Origin of the sequence: Corynebacterium hansenii (genome assembly GCF_030408795.1) — a bacterium.
GTDB lineage: Bacteria > Actinomycetota > Actinomycetes > Mycobacteriales > Mycobacteriaceae > Corynebacterium > Corynebacterium hansenii.
The window spans coordinates 1,526,577-1,542,975 of sequence record NZ_CP047211.1 but is presented as its reverse complement, the minus strand read 5'-3'; the positions used below and the strand labels follow the sequence as shown (position 1 = coordinate 1,542,975).

Below are 16,399 nucleotides of genomic sequence, written 5' to 3'. Positions count from 1 at the left end.
CGGGGCCCCTGCCGGGGCCTTCTTGCTTTGCGACGGCCGGCGTCCCCGACGCATCACGCGCCGAAGAACTCCTTGGCGTCGCGGATGGCGTCGGCGAGGGCGTCGACTTCTTCCATGGTGTTGTACAGGTAGAACGACGCACGAGCCGTCGACTGCACGCCGAGGGCGCGGTGCACGGGCCACGCGCAGTGGTGGCCGACGCGGATGCACACGCCGCGGTCGTCGAGGACCTGGCCCAGGTCGTGCGGGTGGATGCCCTCGACCTGGAAGGAGATCGCCGCGCCGCGGTTCTCGGCCGTCTCGGGGCCGATGATGGTGACGCCGTCGATCTTCTTCAGCGCATCCAGCGCGGCGACCGTCAGCTCGTGCTCGTGGGCGGCGATGGCGTCCATGCCGATGTCCGACAGGTACTTCACCGCGGCGCCGAGCCCGACGACCTGGCTGGTCATCATGGTGCCGGCCTCGAAGCGCTGCGGCGGCGCCGCGAACGTCGAGCCCTCCATGGCCACGACCTCGATCATCGAGCCGCCCGTGAGGAACGGCGGCAGCGCCTCGAGCAGTTCGGGGCGGCCCCACAGCGCGCCGACCCCGGTGGGGCCGAGCATCTTGTGGCCGGAGAAGGCGAGGAAATCCACGCCGAGCTCCGACACGTCGATGGGCATGTGCGGCACGGACTGGCAGGCGTCGAGCACGGTCAGTGCGCCGACGGCCTTGGCCCGGCGGACGATTTCGGCGACGTCGGCCACCGCTCCGGTCACGTTCGACTGGTGGGTGAAGGCCACGACCTTGACGGACTCGTCGAGCTCGAGGGAATCGAGATCGATCCGGCCGTCGGGCGTGGCGGCGTACCACTTCAGCGTCGCACCGGTGCGGCGCGCCAGCTCCTGCCACGGAACCAGGTTCGCGTGGTGCTCCAGCTCCGTGACGACGATGACGTCGCCCTCGCCGATGCGGTGCTCCCCGGCGCGCTCGTCGCCAAGCGAAAAGGCCACCAGATTCAGGGCCTCCGTCGCATTCTTGGTGAACACCAGCTCGTCGTAGCCGGCACCGATGAACGACGCGATGGCCTCGCGGGCGTCCTCGTAGGCGTCGGTGGCCTCCTCCGCCAGCTGGTACGCGCCGCGGTGCACGGGCGCGTTGTGCTGGGTGATGAAGTCCACCTCGGCCTCGATCACCTGGCGGGGCCGCTGCGACGTCGCTCCGGAATCCAGGTACACCAGACGGCGCCCGTCGCGCACCGAGCGCGACAGGATGGGGAAATCGCCGCGCAGTGACCGATCAAGCATTGACGAACCGCTCGTAGCCGTGCTCCTCGAGCTCGTCGGCCAGCTCCGGGCCACCGGACTGCACGATGCGGCCGTCGGCGAAGACGTGCACGTGATCCGGGCGCACGTAGTTCAGGATGCGCTTGTAGTGGGTGATGATGAGGATGCCGCCGTCGTTCTCCTCCTGGTACCGGTTGATGCCGTCGGAGACGACGCGCAGGGCGTCGACGTCCAGGCCGGAGTCGGTCTCGTCGAGGATGGCGAAGCGGGGCTTGAGCAGGTCGAGCTGCAGGATCTCGTGGCGCTTCTTCTCGCCGCCGGAGAAGCCCTCGTTGACGGAGCGCTCGGAGAACGACGGGTCGATCTCCAGGTCGGTCATGGCCTCGCGGACCTCCTTGACCCAGTGGCGCAGCTTCGGGGCCTCGCCGCGCACGGCGGTGGCCGCGGTGCGCAGGAAGTTCGACATCGAGACGCCGGTGACCTCGGTCGGGTACTGCATGGCCAGGAACAGGCCGGCGCGGGCGCGCTCGTCGACCTCCATCTCCAGGACGTTCTCGCCGTCGAGGAGGATCTCGCCTTCGGTGACCTCGTAGCGCGGGTGGCCCGCGATGGTGTAGCTCAGGGTCGACTTGCCGGAGCCGTTCGGCCCCATGACGGCGTGGGTCTCGCCCGACTTGATGGTCAGGTTCACGCCCTTCAGGATCTGCTTCGGCTCGCCGGCCTCGTCGGTCGGCAGGACCTGCGCGTGGAGGTTGCGGATTTCCAGGGTGCTCATGGGATGGGCTGTCCTTTTCGTTTCTACTTCGTCGCTGTTCGCGTCTGTGTGGGGCGGGCTCGTGGAGCCGCCGGCGGGATCAGAAGCCGCCGGTTTCGAGTTCGTGGTCGATGAGCGAGGTCAAACGCTCGCGAATGGACTCGACCGGGATCAGGTTGATGACCTCGTTGAAGAATCCGCGGACCACGAGGCGGCGCGCCACGTCCTCCGGGATGCCCCGCGACAGCAGGTAGAACAGCTGGTCATCGTCGAAGCGGCCCACCGTGGCGGCGTGGCCGGCGCCGGCGATCTCGCCGGTCTCGATCTCCAGGTTGGGCACCGCGTCGGCGCGGGCGCCCTCGGTCAGCAGGAGATTGCGGTTGAGCTCGTAGGTGTCGGTGCCCGACGCCTCGGCGCGGATGAGCACGTCGCCCACCCACGCGGTGCGGGCGTCGGTCTTGCCCGAACCCGGCTCGCCCTGCAGGGCGCCCTTGTACATGACGTTGGAGCGGCAGTTCGGCACGGCGTGGTCGACGAGCAGGCGCTGCTCGAAGTACTGGCCGGCGTCGGCGAAGTAGACGCCGAGGAGCTCGGCGTCGCCGCCGGGGGCGGTGAACTTCACGCGCGGGACGACGCGGACGACGTCGCCGCCGAAGGTCGCCACGGAGTGACGCAGAACCGAATCGCGGCCCAGGGAGGCGTGGTGGGCGGACAGGTGCACGGCACCCTCGTCCCAGTTAGCCAGGCCGACGACGGCCAGGCGGCCCGCGTCGCCGACGACGAACTCGACGTTGTCGGCGTGGACGCCCGTGCCGCGGTAATCGAGGATGACCACGGCCTCGGCCTGCTCGCGCACGTCGATGACGATGTGGCCGTAGGAGACGTTGCCCTCCCCCGCGCCCTCGACGGTGACGGTGACCGGGCCGTCGGCGGCGAAGCCCTTGCCGAACGTGACCACGGTGGCGGCGTCGAAGGAGGAGAAGGCCTGCGCGGCGACGCGGTCGGTGGGCTTGCCGGCCCGGCCGAGGCGCTCGTCGTCGCGCCCGACGGTCTCGACGGTGATGCCTTCGGCGTCGGCGCCCTCGACGGTGACCGTCGCGGGAACCGGATCGCCGGCGGTGCCGTCGTGGAGGCCCGCGAGGCGGCGCAGCGGCGTGAAGCGCCACTCCTCGTCGCGGCCCTTCGGGACGGAGAAGTCGTTCACGTCGAAGGAGGCGAACACGTCGCCCTTGTTGGCCAGGACCCGGCGCTTGTGCTCGGACTGGCCCTCGTTGGTGATAACGCTGGTCATTTGATTAACCGACCGAACCTTCCATCTGCAGTTCAATGAGGCGGTTGAGCTCGAGGGCGTACTCCATCGGCAGCTCCTTGGCGATGGGCTCGACGAACCCGCGGACGACCATGGCCATGGCCTCGTCCTCTTCGATGCCGCGGCTCATCAGGTAGAAGAGCTGGTCATCGGAGACCTTGGAGACGGTGGCCTCGTGGCCGAGGGTGACGTCGTCCTCGCGGACGTCCACGTACGGGTACGTGTCGGAGCGGGAGATGGTGTCGACGAGCAGGGCGTCGCACTCGACGTTGGAGTGCGAGTGCTTGGCGCCCTTGTTGACCTGCACCAGACCGCGGTAGGCGGCGCGGCCGCCGCCGCGGGCGACGGACTTGGACACGATGTTCGACGACGTGTGCGGCGCCATGTGCACCATCTTCGCGCCGGTGTCCTGGAACTGGCCCTCGCCGGCCATGGCGACGGACAGGACCTCGCCGCGGGCGTGGGGGCCGGTCATCCACACGGCCGGGTACTTCATGGTGACCTTCGAGCCGATGTTGCCGTCGATCCACTCCATGGTCGCGCCTTCTTCGGCCTTCGCGCGCTTGGTGACCAGGTTGTAGACGTTGTTCGACCAGTTCTGGATGGTGGTGTAGCGGCAGCGGCCGCCCTTCTTCACGATGATCTCGACGACCGCCGAGTGCAGCGAGTCCGACTTGTAGATCGGAGCGGTGCAGCCCTCGACGTAGTGCACGTAGGCGCCCTCGTCGACGATGATCAGGGTGCGCTCGAACTGGCCCATGTTCTCCGTATTGATGCGGAAGTAGGCCTGCAGCGGGATGTCCACGTGGACGCCCTTGGGCACGTAGATGAAGGAGCCTCCGGACCACACGGCCGTGTTCAGGGCGGAGAACTTGTTGTCGCCGGCCGGGATGACGGTGCCGAAGTACTCGTGGAAGAGCTCCGGGTGCTCCTTCAGCGCGGTGTCGGTGTCCAGGAAGATGACGCCCTGCTCCTCCAGATCCTCGCGGATCTGGTGGTAGACGACCTCGGACTCGTACTGCGCGGCGACGCCGGCGACGAGGCGCTGCTTCTCGGCCTCGGGGATGCCCAGCTTGTCGTAGGTGTCCTTGATGTCCTGCGGGAGGTCCTCCCACGTCTGCGCCTGCTTCTCGGTGGAGCGGACGAAGTACTTGATGTTGTCGAAATCGATCGACGACAGATCCGCGCCCCACGTGGGCATGGGCTTCTTTTCGAAGATGTCGAGGGCCTTGAGACGCGTGTTGAGCATCCACTCGTCCTCGTTCTTCTTCGCGGAGATGTCGCGGACGACGGCCTCCGACAGTCCGCGCTCTGCGGCGGCGCCGGCGGCATCGGAGTCGTGCCAACCGTACTGGTAGGCGCCGATCGACTCGATGATCTCCTCGTCGGTCTGCGGTGCCTGCACCTTCGCGGAATCGTCCTGGGCGAGGGTCATTGTCCGCTCCTTTCTGCTGGTGCGTGGGTGACTGGTGTCAGGGGAATGTTCGTCGTGCAGATCCCGTTGCCGTCGGCGATGGTGGCCAACGGCTGGGTGTGCTGCCCCAGCAGGTTGCTGACCGCCTCATGTTCGGCGGCGCACAGCTGGGGGAAGTCCTGCGCGACGTGGCTGATCGGGCAATGGTGGTGGCAGATCTGCACGCTGCCGGTGGTTTCGCTCACCGTCGCCGCGTAACCGTGGCGCCGGAAAGCCGTGACCACCGCCTTGACGACGTCGTCGCGGTCGGCCCGATCGCCGACCGGTTCGATGCCGGCGAGGATCTCGGCGACGCGGCGTCGCGCGAAGGCGGAAACCGCGGCGTCTCCCCCGGCCTCGCGCAGCGCGTCGAGCGCCGCGGCGGCCAGGGAGTCGTAGGCGTGCCCGAACTTCGCGCGCCCTTCGTCGGTGAGACGGAAGGACTTTGCCGGCCGTCCGCGGCCGCGGGGGCCGGTCGATGGCGCGGGGGCCGTTTCGGCGAGGCCTTCGTCGACGAGGATGTCGAGGTGGCGGCGCACGCCGGCGGCCGACAGACCGAGTTCGTCGGCGATGGTGCCGGCCGAAACCGGGTTGTGTTCGAGCAATGCGAGCAGGATCCTGCGGCGAGTGTCTCCGTCGCCGCCCTTGATGGGCGCATCGTCGTTGGCCATGCCGCTGGTTCACCTCCCGTGGATTGCGGGGCCGGGCATCGTTTTGCCGGCCCCGGAGAAAGTCCGCACCCGGTGGCTGCCGGGTATTAGACAACACGAGTGTTCCGTAAATCGACCGAGAAGTCCAGCGCTCCGGGGCCGCGTGTCCCGGGCCAGCGGCGATGCGGCCGACAATCGATTGAACGTTGCTCGATTACATCGTTTCATAGCCAGTCGCATAGCTTCGCACCGACCCGCTTTCGCAACCGTTTCGAGCGACGGGCACACGCCGGCCCAGCACCGGCCCAGCGTCGGCCCCGCCTTGGCCCCTCATCGACCCGGCACCGCACCCGTACCGGCCCGGACCACCCGCGGCAGCGGTTAGACTCGTCCCGTGCCAGAGACTCCCCTTCGCGGCGGCGCCGCCCGCTGGATCATCGACGCGTTGCCGCGCATCGGCCGCGCCGGTTCGCGGTCCGCATCGCTGCACCGCGGCGCCGGCACCCCTCTGGCGTTCCGCATCGACCACCGCGAGCTCCGGCGTTTCACGTGGCTGCGGTGGCTCGGCACCGTCGGGGCGATTCTCGTCCTGGTCGGCGGGGTCGGCGCGGGCGCCACGCCGGTGGTGGGCAACGGCTTCTGGGAGACCCCGATCGGCTCGGTGTTGGGCCGCATGCTCATTTCCACGACCATCGTGACCTTCACGGGCATCGGCATGCTCATCGTCGCCTGGCTCGGGGTCGGTGCGTTCGTGGCGGTGGGCGCCCGCACGCGGGTGACCTCGGTGGACACGGGCATGCTCGTGCGCACCTTCGCCGGCTGGGTCGTCCCGCTGATCTTCACGGCGCCGCTGTTCACCCAGGACATCTACTCTTATCTGGCGCAGGGCGCGGTCGTCGATCGCGGGATGGACCCGTATTCCGCGGGCCCGGTGGAGCTCCTCGGCGCGGAGGATCCCCTGGCCCGATCGGTCCCACTGATCTGGTCGAACTCCCCCAGCCCCTACGGACCGACCGCGATGGTCGGCGCGTGGGCCATTTCCGCCGTCACCGGCGATGCGGTGCTGCCGTCGGTGTTCCTGCACCGGCTCGTCGCGGTCGTCTCGCTGTACGTCGTCGCCTGGGCGCTGGTGCGGCTGGCGTTGCGCTGCGGCGTCAGCCCCCAGTTCGCGCTGTGGCTGGGCGTGCTCAATCCGCTGACGCTGCTCCATCTCGTCGGCGGCGTCCACAACGAGGCGCTGCTGCTCGCGCTCCTGCTTTCCGGCATGGAGCTGTGCATGGTGGCGATGCACGGCAAACCCGTCCCCGGCGTCCCGGATGACCCCGTCGAGCCGGGCTCGCCCGCGCTGCCCGGCAAAGGTTGGCTCCTCTTCGCGGCCGGGGTCGTGCTCATAGCGCTGGCCGGCATGGTGAAGGTGACGGGTTTCGTCGCCCTCGGCTTCGTCGGCATGGCCCTGGCCCGCAGGTTCGGCTTCACGACGATGGCCGTGATCCGTGCGGCGGCAACCACCGCCGCGTTCGGCGCGGCATCGGTCGTGGCGGTCTCCCTGGGGTCGGGTCTCGGTTTCGGGTGGATCACCAGCCAGGGCGGCGCGGCTACCGTCCGCTCGTGGATGTCCCTGCCGACCCTCCTCGGCATCACCGCCGGTTTCGCCGGCCGGATGCTCGGCATCGGCGACATCTCGGAGGCCGCGTTGGGTCTGACCCGGGGGTTGGGCATTTTGCTCGCCGTCGCGTGGCTGCTGCGCATGCTGTGGGCCACGTTCCGCGGCCGCATCCACCCGCTCGGCGGCTACGGTCTGGCCATGTTCGTGCTGGTCCTGATGTTCCCGGTCGTCCACCCCTGGTACCTGCTGTGGGCCCTCGTGCCGTTGTCCGGGTGGGCGGACCGCACGCAGTTCCGCTGGGCGGTCGTCGCCTACTCGGCGGTGTTCAGTTTGACGGTCCTGCCCCGCGGGCTCGGGCTGCCGCCCGGCACGGTGCTGCAGATCTACCTGGGCTCCGTCGCGGCGTTCGTCGCCGTCATGGCAGTCGTTCTCGCGGTCGGCTGGCGCACCAAGGTATTCCGGCTGCGCTGACGCGGTCGCGCCCCCGGGCGGTCGCGTCCCCCGGCGGCTGTCCTAGGATGTCCAGTCGTGACCAGGAACACCGACTCCCCGGCGCTGCAGTTGAGCGGCGTGACCAAGCGCTTCGGCGACGTCACCGCCGTCGACGGGCTGGACCTCTCCCTCGCCCGCGGCCGCGTCCTCGCCCTGCTGGGCCCGAACGGGGCCGGCAAGACCACCACCGTGGAAATGTGCGAGGGCTTCGTGCGCCCCGACGGCGGCGACGTCCGAGTGCTCGGCCTCGACCCCATGCGCGACACCGACGAGCTGCGCACCCGAATCGGCATCATGCTGCAGGGCGGCGGCGCGTACCCCGGCGTGCGCGTCGGGGAGATGCTCGAGCTCGTGGCCTCGTACTCCGACGATCCGTTGGACGTCGATTGGCTCCTCGACGTCGTCGGCCTCTCCCGCCAGCGCCGCACGTCGTACCGCAGGCTGTCGGGCGGCCAGCAGCAGCGCCTTTCCCTCGCCTGCGCGCTCGTGGGCCGCCCGGAATTGGTCTTCCTGGACGAGCCGACGGCCGGCCTCGACGCGCAGTCGCGGCTGGCGGTGTGGGACCTGGTGTCCTCGCTGCGCCGCGACGGCGTGACCGTCGTGCTGACCACCCACCTCATGGACGAGGCCGAGGCCCTCGCCGACGACGTGGTCATCATCGACCGCGGCCGCGCCGTCGCGTCGGGCACGACGGCGGACATCACGTCGGGCACGTCGTCGCAGGCGGCGGTCCTCGAGGTCGACCGCGCCATCGACGCCGGTTCGCTCGCGGAGCACCTCCGGGACGCCCTCGCCCGCGCGGTGCCGGGCGGCGCCGCGAATGCGGCGGACGCGGGCGCCGGCGCGCCCGAGGTATCCGTCGACGCGACCGCCCCGAACCGGTACCGCGTCACGGGTGCGGCGACCCCGCGCGGGATCGCGGCGATGACCGCCTGGTGCGCGGACCACGACGTGCTCGTCTCGGAGCTCCGGGTCGCGCGCAGGAGCCTGGAGGACGTCTTCCTGGACATCACCGGCCGAGAGATGAGGAACTGACATGCAGCCGACGACCCGTTTCCCGGAGGGCACCTTCGCCCCGGCCCCGAAGCGCGCGCCGATGGGCCGCGTGCTGGCGTCGCAGACGAAGCTGGAGTCGATGCTCATCTGGCGCCACGGCGAGCAGATGCTGTTGACCATGATCATCCCGCTGGCGATGCTCGTCGGATTCACCCTCGTGCCCGTCCTCGACAACGAGGATCCCATCGTCACCGTGTTCCCGATGGTGCTGGCGGTGGCCACGATGTCCTCGGGCTTCACCGGGCAGGCCATCGCGGTCGGGTTCGATCGCCGGTATGGGGCTCTGAAGCGCATCGGCGCGTCCGCGCTGCCGAAGTGGGGCATCATCGCCGGCAAGGCGGGTGCCGTGGCGCTGATGGTCACGGCGCAGTTCATCATCTTCGCCGGCGTGGCGCTGGCCCTGGGCTATCGCGCGCCCGTCGCGGCGTTCGCGCTGGCCTACGCGATCACCATGGTCGGCACGGTCTCGTTCACGGCCATGGGCCTGCTCATGGGCGGCACGCTCGGCGCCGAGATGATCCTCGGGTTAGCCAACCTGATCTGGTTCATCCTCCTGGGCGCGGCCACGCTCGCCGCGGTCGGTCCGGAACTCGGCGATGGGGCGCATGCGGCGCTCACGCTGCTGCCCTCCGTCGCGCTCACCGACTCCCTCATCGCCGCCTTCGACGGCCGCCTGGCGTGGTTCCCGCTCGTGGTGCTCATCGCGTGGGGCGCCGCGGCCGGCGCGGCGGCGACGCGCCTGTTCCGCTTCGAGGCTCAGGGCGACTGACCCAGATCGGCACTGCCCCCCTCCCGAATCAACACGGGCCCCGATCAGCTTTGCGACGGGGCGCCGTCCCGGTTCGGCTGGAGAAAGTACGTCGTGGAGTGCTCGCGGTACGGCGAGCGGAACTCCCACGCCCAGAGAATCGGCCGCCCCGGGACGGGATTGCTCACCAGCACCAGGTCGGCCTCCGGCGGGTCCCCGCCGTTGCGCCACATGGTGCTGAACCCGATGATCGCCGCGGCGGCGCCGCCGGCCGCTTCCCTGCCCCGGAATGACGCGTTGACCGCCGACTGCGAGGTGAATTCGTCGATGAGCCTGCAGCCGCAGCCGTAGGCGAAGGCCCCGATTTCGCCGGTGACGCGGACCGTCCGATCCCCGACGACTCCGCGCAGGTCCTCGGCCGCGTCGAGCATCTCCGCCGACGACGCCCAGTTCGTGGTCACGGGCGGGAAGCCCGGCGCCGCGGCCGCGCACGCGATCAGGCCGAGGGCGCCGAACACCCCATGCACCGCGGCACCGGCCCGGGCCCGAAGCTCCTCCAGGCCGATCAAGCCCGCGGCGGCGAGCAGACCCAGCGAGGGCACGTAGTACCAGTGGTACGGCGGCACGCCCAACGCCGCGTACGCCGCGAAATGCGCCGCCCCCGCCACCAGGAGCGCGATGCCCACCGCGGACCTCCGCGCGAGTGCGGCCACCCCCGTGGCCGCGGCGGCGACGCCGATCCACGCCACGGGGAAGATCCCCGCCAGGAAGGCCAGGCCGGTGCCGAAGTCGACGCCCTCCCAGTGCTGGCCGGTTTTGATCAGGAAGGTGTCCGGCACCAGCCCGCCGAGGAAGAACCAGCCGATGAGCATCCACAGCAACGACGGGACCGCCGCCGCGGCGGACACCTTCGCCGCGGTGGCGAAGCCCCGGGCACGCCACAGCAGCACCGCCGCGATGGGCGCGACGATGACGGCGTCCGGTCGAGCCAGTGGCAGCAGCGCCATGGCGACGAGAGCCGCCACCGGGCGGCCGCGCGCGGCCGCCGCGACCATGAGCACCGCCAGCGGCACGGCGAGGATCACGTCCATGCCCGCCGACGACGCCGTGAGCGGGAGGAACGGCAGTGCCGTGGCACCCGCGACGGCGACTGCGGGGCCCGTCCCGCCCAGCCGCAGACCGGCGGCGAGGATGGCGGCGCCGGCACCGTGGACGATGGCGGCGGACCACGGCAGCGGCACCCGCATGAGCTCGAACGGCAGCAACGCGAGCACGGCGAGCGGCGACGTGGCCGTGTGGGCGGTCTCGTGGACGGTGGGCCCCCATACCCCCGCCGTGGCCATGGATCGGGCGACCGCCGCCGTGATGTAGGCGTCGTCGATCAGGCGCTCTCCGATGAACAGGCGACACAATGCCGTGACCAGCAGAAACGCCGCAGCGGGACCTGCCCAGGATGAGGTGGTCCGTTTTTGGCTCACGCCGGCCGAATCTAGTCGATTGCCCTGCGCGCACGGGGGGTAATGTAAGGAAACGTGAGCGACGCCGACCGAAACCTCCCCCTGTCCTTCCTCCCGCTTCCGACGATCGCCCAGCAGCGGATCACCGCGCTGCTCGTGCTGATCGCCCAGGCCGGGATCGCGGTCACCGGTTCCGTGGTCCGCGTGACCGGTTCCGGGCTCGGCTGCGACACGTGGCCGCAGTGCCACCCCGGCAGCTTCACGCCCGTGGACGGTGCGGCCCCCGCGCTGCACCAGGCGATCGAGTTCGGCAACCGCCTGCTCACGTTCGTCTTGGTCGCGCTGACGCTGGCCCTCTTCCTCGCGGTGATTCGCGCGGGCCGGCGCAAGGCGATCGTGGTGCTGGCGTTCCTCAACGGTTTCGGCGTCATCGTGCAGGCGGTCATCGGCGGCATCTCGGTGCTCGTCGACCTGAAGTGGTACTCCGTGGCGCTGCACTTCCTGCCGTCGATGCTGCTGGTGTGGCTCGCCGGCATGGTCTACGTCAAGATCCAGGAGCCCGACGACGGCCGGGAGATCCGCACCTACGTCAAGTCCCTGCGAATGCTCTCCGCCGCGTCCGCCGTCGCCCTTGCGGGCACCCTCGTCACCGGCACCATGGTCACGGGCGCGGGCCCGCACGCGGGCGACGCGTCGGTGCTGCCGGAGGACCGCCTCCAGCTGCCCATCACGGAGCTGACCCACGTCCATGCCGGTTTCATGTACCTGTACCTGGGCCTGGCCATCGGCCTCGTCTTCGGGCTCATCGCGCTCAACGCGGAGCCCGGGCTGCGCAAACTCGGCTGGGTCCTCGTCGGGCTCATCATCGCCCAGGGCTGCGTGGGCATGGTCCAGTACTGGACGGGCGTGCCCGAGGCCCTCGTCCCGGTCCACGTCGCCGGGTCCGGCGCGCTGACCGCGGTCACCGCCATCGTGTGGCAGCTCGGCTGGCGCCGTGCCGGCGGCACCGCGACGGTGACGGGGTCCCCGGCAGGTGACGCGGAGCGCGCTTGGGACACCGCTAAGGCGGCCGTCTAAGCCGTCCGCTCGGCCACCGCGCGCCTGTACCCTGGCCGCATGCGCGGAATCATCATCGAATCCTTCGGCGGACCCGACCACCTGAACTTCCGCGAGGACCTCCCCGACCCCGTCCCGGGCGAAGGGGAGGTCCTCGTTTCGGTGGACGCGGTCGGGGTCAACTTCACGGACGTCTACCAGCGCGAGGGCATCTACCCCCGTCCCCTGCCGTTCACCCCGGGGGCGGAGGGCGCCGGCCGCATCGCCGCCCTCGGACCCGGCACGTCGGGATGGGCGGTCGGCGATCGCGTCGCGTGGTGCAACGCCCCGGATTCCTACGCCGAGTCCGTCGCCGCCCCCGCGGACTCGCTCATCGCCGTGCCCGACGCCATCCCCGACGACGTCGCCGCCTCGATCCTCCTGCAGGGTCTGACGGCGCATTTCCTGGTCCACGACGTCGGCCGACTCTCCCCCGGCGACACGGTGCTGCTCACGGCGGGCGCGGGCGGCGTGGGACTGCTGCTCACGCAACTCGCGGTCGCCGCCGGCGCGCGGGTGGCCTCGGTCGTCTCCTCCGACGCGAAGGAGGAACTGGCCCGCGATGCGGGGGCCGAGCTGGTCCTGCGTTACGACGACGACCTCCCCTCCCGCGTCCGCGAATGGACGGGCGCCGCCGGGGGCGCGGACGTGGTCTTCGACGGCGTCGGCAGGGACACCTTCGACACGTCGCTGCGCTGCGCCCGGGTTCGCGGCCTGGTGGCCCTCTTCGGCGCGGCCTCCGGGGCGGTGCCGCCGATGGACCCGCAGAAATTGAACGAGCACGGCTCGCTTTTCCTGACCCGCCCCCATCTGCGCCACTTCATCCACGACCGCGCCGAGCTGACCGCGCGCGCCGATGACGTCCTGGGGCGCGTCGCCGACGGATCGCTGCGGGTCCGCGTCGGGGAACGCTTCCCGCTTTCCGACGCCGCCGCGGCGCATCGTGCGCTCCAGGCGCGGTCCACGACGGGATCGGTGGTCCTGCTGCCGTAGGCGTCGCAAAGCACGCTTCGGCGGCAAAGCGAAACCCTCCCGGACCGCGGAGATCCGGGAGGGTTCGGGCGGGGGAAGGGCTAGAAGCCGAGCATCTCCGCGACGGTGCGCAGGCCCAGCACCGCATCGACGGACAGGCCGACGCACACCAGCGCCAGGTAGTTGTTGGACAGCAGGAACAGCTTCATGGGCTTGATCTCGCCGCCCGCCTTCACCGAGTTGTGCAGCGCGATGGCTCCCCACATGAACCAGACGCCGGCCAGCACGGACACCGCCAGGTACACCCAGCCGGCGGCCGGGATGAGCAGGAACGTGGTCAGCACGGTCGCCAGCGTGTAGGCGATGATGCGCACCGTGACGTACAGCGGCGGGCGGACGACGGGCATCATGGGCACGCCGGCGGCCTCGTAATCCTCGCGGTACTTCAGGCCCAGCGCCCACGTGTGCGGCGGAGTCCAGAAGAAGATGACCAGGAACAGGACGATCGCCTGCCACCAATGCAGCCACCCCGTCACGTCCGGCGCGTTGTCCGTGATGACGGCCCAGCCGACCAGCACCGGCATGCAGCCGGCCGCTCCTCCCCACACCACGTTCTGGTCCGTGCGGCGCTTCAGCCACATCGTGTACACGAACACGTAGAACATGATGGTCAGCAGGATGAAGATGCCCGCCAACAGCGAATCGCACAGCAGCCACAGCCACAGGAAGCTGGCCACCGTCAGCACGGAGCCGAAGATCATCGCGTTGCGGTTGCTCACCGACTGGCGGGCCAGCGGACGCTTGCGCGTGCGGTTCATCACCTTGTCGATGTCCGAATCGGCCACCATGTTGAACGTGTTCGCGGCCGCGGCGCCCATCCAACCGCCCACCAGGGTGAGGAGGATGAGACCGACGTGCACCTTGCCCCGATCGGCCTGCAGCATCGCCGGAATCGCGGCGACCAGAAGCAGCTCGATCACCCGGGGCTTGGTCAGCGCCACGTAGGCCTTGACGGTGTCCAGCAAAGGGGTTCCTCTCACACGAGTTGAAGCTCCAACCCAATCGGTCGGATGGGACGGGCGGAAAGTTCCCGCCCCTTCGGCGACGTCACGGAAACGACCGGACGATCCGGCGCGGGACGCACCGGTGACCCGGACCCGGCAATGGTAGCGCCTGCGGGATGCCCCGATGGGCACCGGGGGCACGAGCCGCCGGGCGAGTCGCCGCCGGTTGCCGGGCATTCCCGCGCGAGGGGCCCCGGAAACGCGTCCGAATGGGCATACAATGGGCTGGAACTCATTCGCGAGCGAGAACCAGGAGCATTCACCGTGACCCTCTCCCCCGAGCTGCAGGCCCGCGTAGTGCGGAATTACCCCTCGGACTGGACCGACCTGGACACCCGGGCCGTCGACACCGTCCGGGTCCTGGCCGCCGACGCCGTGCAGAAGTGCGGGTCCGGCCACCCCGGCACCGCCATGAGCCTCGCGCCCCTGGCGTACACCCTGTACCAGCGCGTCATGCGCCTCGACCCGAAGGACCCCAAGTGGGCCGGCCGCGACCGTTTCGTCCTGTCCTGCGGCCACTCCTCGCTGACGCAGTACATCCAGCTGTACATGGCCGGCTTCGGCCTCGAGCTCGATGACCTGAAGTCCCTGCGCACCTGGGGCTCGCTGACCCCGGGCCACCCGGAGTACGGTCACACCGACGGCGTCGAGATCACCACCGGGCCGCTGGGCCAGGGCCTCGCCTCCGCCGTGGGCATGGCGATGGCCGCCCGCCGCGAGCGCGGCCTGTTCGACCCGGACGCCCCCGCCGGCGAGTCCCCGTTCGACCACCACATCTACGTCATCGCCTCCGACGGCGACGTCCAGGAGGGCGTGACCGCCGAGGCGAGCTCCATCGCCGGCACCCAGCAGCTGGGCAACCTCATCGTCTTCTGGGACGACAACGGCATCTCCATCGAAGACGACACCACCATCGCCTTCACCGAGAACGTCGCCGACCGCTACCGCGCCTACGGCTGGCAGGTCATCGAGGTCGACGGCGGCGAGGACGTCGCGGCCATCGAGCGCGCCGTCGAAGAGGCCAAGGCCGACGTCAAGCGCCCGACGTTCATCCGCGTCCGCACCGTCATCGCCTACCCCGCCCCCAACGCCATGAACACCGGCGCCTCCCACGGCGCCGCGCTGGGCGAGGAGGAGCTGGCGCTGATCAAGAAGGAGCTCGGCTTCGATCCGGAGCAGACCTTCGAGGTCTCCGACGAGGTCATCGCGCACACCCGCGCCGTCGCCGACCGTTCGGAGGAGGCCCGCGCCGAGTGGCGCAAGGCCTTCGACGAGTGGGCCGCCGCCAACCCGGAGCGCAAGGAGCTGTTCGACCGCCTCGAGGCCGGCGACCTGCCCGACGGCTTCGCCGACGAGGTTCCGTCGTGGGACGCCGATCCCAAGGGCGTCGCCACCCGCAAGGCCTCCGAGGCCGTGCTGCAGGCGCTGGGCAAGACGCTGCCGGAGCTGTGGGGCGGCTCGGCCGACCTGGCCGGCTCCAACAACACCGTGATCAAGGGCGAGCCGTCGTTTGGCCCGCAGGAGATCACCACGGGCACGTGGACCACTCACCCGTACGGCCGCAACCTGCACTTCGGCATCCGCGAGCACGCCATGGGGTCGATCCTCAACGGCATCGCGCTGCACGGCGGCACGCGCCCCTACGGCGGCACGTTCCTCATCTTCTCCGACTACATGCGCCCGGCGGTGCGACTGGCGGCGCTGATGGACATCTCGCCGCTCTACGTGTGGACGCACGACTCCATCGGACTCGGCGAGGACGGCCCGACGCACCAGCCGATCGAGCAGCTGGCCACCCTGCGCGCCATGCCGGGCATGACCACGCTGCGCCCGGCCGACGCCAACGAGACCGCCGCCGCGTGGGTGGCCGCCCTGGAGGGCCCGTCCGGCCCGAAGGCGCTGGCCCTGACCCGCCAGAACGTCCCGGTGCTCGAGGGCACGAAGGAGAAGGCCGCCGCGGGCGTGCGCCGCGGCGCCTACGTCCTGGTCGAGGCCGAGGGCGGCACCCCGGACATCATCCTCATGGCGACCGGCTCGGAGGTCCAGATGGCCGTGGAGGCCGCCGGCGTCCTGGCCGGCGAGGGCATCAAGGCGCGCGTCGTCTCCGCGCCCGCGCTCGACTGGTTCGACCTGCAGGACGAGGAGTACCGCGAGTCGGTCCTGCCGTCGTCTGTCCGCGCGCGCGTCTCGGTCGAGGCCGGCGTGGCCATGCCGTGGCACAAGTACCTGGGCGACGCTGGTCGCGCCGTGTCCCTCGAGCACTTCGGCGCGTCGGCCCCGTACCAGCGCCTGTTCGAGGAGTTCGGTCTGACGGCCGAGGCCGTCGTCGCCGCCGCCCGCGACTCCCTCGCCGCCGCGAAGTAGCGCCGTCGCGCCGCGGGCCCGTCCCCGGCGCATGAGCCTCCGCCGCCCCGCGCCGATTGCCGCGCCGGGGCGGCGGTTGCTTTTCGACGCTAACGTGGAAGCCGCATGGCCGTC

Annotated in this window: 13 protein-coding genes; 6 read left to right on the top strand and 7 right to left on the bottom strand. The window is 70.5% G+C overall.

Going from position 1 to position 16,399, the window contains the following annotated elements:
* Window positions 1-53: 53 nt before the first annotated feature.
* The 5 genes from CHAN_RS06840 to CHAN_RS06820 form a co-directional block, all read right to left on the bottom strand.
* Complete coding sequence (locus tag CHAN_RS06840; RefSeq protein ID WP_290293171.1) at window positions 54-1,286, bottom strand: cysteine desulfurase; 1,233 nt, start codon at window positions 1,284-1,286, stop codon at window positions 54-56.
* Window positions 1,279-2,040, bottom strand: coding sequence for a Fe-S cluster assembly ATPase SufC (gene sufC, locus CHAN_RS06835; protein WP_048743652.1), 762 nt, complete (start codon window positions 2,038-2,040; stop codon window positions 1,279-1,281). Before sufC ends, CHAN_RS06840 begins: the two co-directional genes overlap by 8 nt.
* A 79-nt stretch (window positions 2,041-2,119) precedes the next feature.
* On the bottom strand, window positions 2,120-3,310 hold the full coding sequence (sufD, locus tag CHAN_RS06830) for a Fe-S cluster assembly protein SufD (RefSeq protein WP_290293168.1): 1,191 nt from the start codon (window positions 3,308-3,310) through the stop codon (window positions 2,120-2,122).
* A 4-nt stretch (window positions 3,311-3,314) separates the two neighbouring features.
* Window positions 3,315-4,763, bottom strand: coding sequence for a Fe-S cluster assembly protein SufB (gene sufB / locus CHAN_RS06825; protein ID WP_048743655.1), 1,449 nt, complete (start codon window positions 4,761-4,763; stop codon window positions 3,315-3,317).
* Window positions 4,760-5,452, bottom strand: coding sequence for a helix-turn-helix transcriptional regulator (locus CHAN_RS06820; protein ID WP_048743657.1), 693 nt, complete (start codon window positions 5,450-5,452; stop codon window positions 4,760-4,762). Before CHAN_RS06820 ends, sufB begins: the two co-directional genes overlap by 4 nt.
* 373 nt (window positions 5,453-5,825) lie before the next feature.
* Here CHAN_RS06820 and mptB point away from each other — a divergent pair, with 373 nt between their 5' ends.
* From mptB to CHAN_RS06805, 3 genes are read left to right on the top strand one after another with little or no spacing between them, the layout of a single operon-like run.
* Window positions 5,826-7,508: a polyprenol phosphomannose-dependent alpha 1,6 mannosyltransferase MptB gene (gene mptB, locus CHAN_RS06815; protein ID WP_290293163.1), complete on the top strand. Its 1,683-nt coding sequence runs from the start codon at window positions 5,826-5,828 to the stop codon at window positions 7,506-7,508.
* A gap of 57 nt (window positions 7,509-7,565) precedes the next feature.
* Window positions 7,566-8,564 carry an ABC transporter ATP-binding protein gene (locus tag CHAN_RS06810; RefSeq protein ID WP_290293158.1) on the top strand — a complete coding sequence of 333 codons (999 nt, stop codon included), beginning with the start codon at window positions 7,566-7,568 and terminating at the stop codon, window positions 8,562-8,564.
* Between the two features lies 1 nt (window position 8,565).
* A complete protein-coding gene (locus tag CHAN_RS06805; protein ID WP_048743663.1) occupies window positions 8,566-9,354 on the top strand; it encodes an ABC transporter permease in 789 nt (262 codons plus the stop codon).
* Between the two features lie 44 nt (window positions 9,355-9,398).
* Here CHAN_RS06805 and CHAN_RS06800 read toward each other — a convergent pair whose 3' ends face one another.
* The gene (locus CHAN_RS06800; RefSeq protein WP_290293154.1) at window positions 9,399-10,811 is read right to left on the bottom strand and encodes a hypothetical protein; all 1,413 of its coding nucleotides are present in this window, start codon (window positions 10,809-10,811) and stop codon (window positions 9,399-9,401) included.
* 54 nt (window positions 10,812-10,865) lie between these two features.
* Between CHAN_RS06800 and CHAN_RS06795 the strand changes: the two genes are divergently transcribed.
* The gene (locus tag CHAN_RS06795; protein ID WP_290293151.1) at window positions 10,866-11,867 is read left to right on the top strand and encodes a COX15/CtaA family protein; all 1,002 of its coding nucleotides are present in this window, start codon (window positions 10,866-10,868) and stop codon (window positions 11,865-11,867) included.
* A 39-nt stretch (window positions 11,868-11,906) separates the two neighbouring features.
* Entirely contained in the window at window positions 11,907-12,878 is a 972-nt protein-coding gene (locus CHAN_RS06790) for a quinone oxidoreductase family protein (RefSeq protein ID WP_290293148.1), read from the top strand.
* An 80-nt stretch (window positions 12,879-12,958) separates the two neighbouring features.
* On the opposite strand, the gene CHAN_RS06785 is transcribed toward CHAN_RS06790, so the two are convergent.
* Window positions 12,959-13,897 carry a heme o synthase gene (locus tag CHAN_RS06785; protein WP_153251598.1) on the bottom strand — a complete coding sequence of 313 codons (939 nt, stop codon included), beginning with the start codon at window positions 13,895-13,897 and terminating at the stop codon, window positions 12,959-12,961.
* A gap of 288 nt (window positions 13,898-14,185) precedes the next feature.
* On the opposite strand from CHAN_RS06785, the gene tkt reads away from it, so the two are divergent.
* Window positions 14,186-16,285 (top strand): transketolase, encoded by a 2,100-nt coding sequence (gene tkt / locus CHAN_RS06780; RefSeq protein ID WP_290293143.1) that lies wholly within the window; start codon window positions 14,186-14,188, stop codon window positions 16,283-16,285.
* The last annotated feature ends 114 nt before the right edge of the window (window positions 16,286-16,399 follow it).

Excerpts from the sequence above, each read along its gene's own strand:
- CHAN_RS06840 (WP_290293171.1), bottom strand. The coding sequence starts at position 1,286 with ATGCTTGATCGGTCACTGCGCGGCGATTTCCCCATCCTGTCGCGCTCG.
- sufC (WP_048743652.1), bottom strand. The coding sequence starts at position 2,040 with ATGAGCACCCTGGAAATCCGCAACCTCCACGCGCAGGTCCTGCCGACC.
- sufD (WP_290293168.1), bottom strand. The coding sequence starts at position 3,310 with ATGACCAGCGTTATCACCAACGAGGGCCAGTCCGAGCACAAGCGCCGG.
- sufB (WP_048743655.1), bottom strand. The coding sequence starts at position 4,763 with ATGACCCTCGCCCAGGACGATTCCGCGAAGGTGCAGGCACCGCAGACC.
- CHAN_RS06820 (WP_048743657.1), bottom strand. The coding sequence starts at position 5,452 with ATGGCCAACGACGATGCGCCCATCAAGGGCGGCGACGGAGACACTCGC.
- CHAN_RS06805 (WP_048743663.1), top strand. The coding sequence starts at position 8,566 with ATGCAGCCGACGACCCGTTTCCCGGAGGGCACCTTCGCCCCGGCCCCG.
- CHAN_RS06790 (WP_290293148.1), top strand. The coding sequence starts at position 11,907 with ATGCGCGGAATCATCATCGAATCCTTCGGCGGACCCGACCACCTGAAC.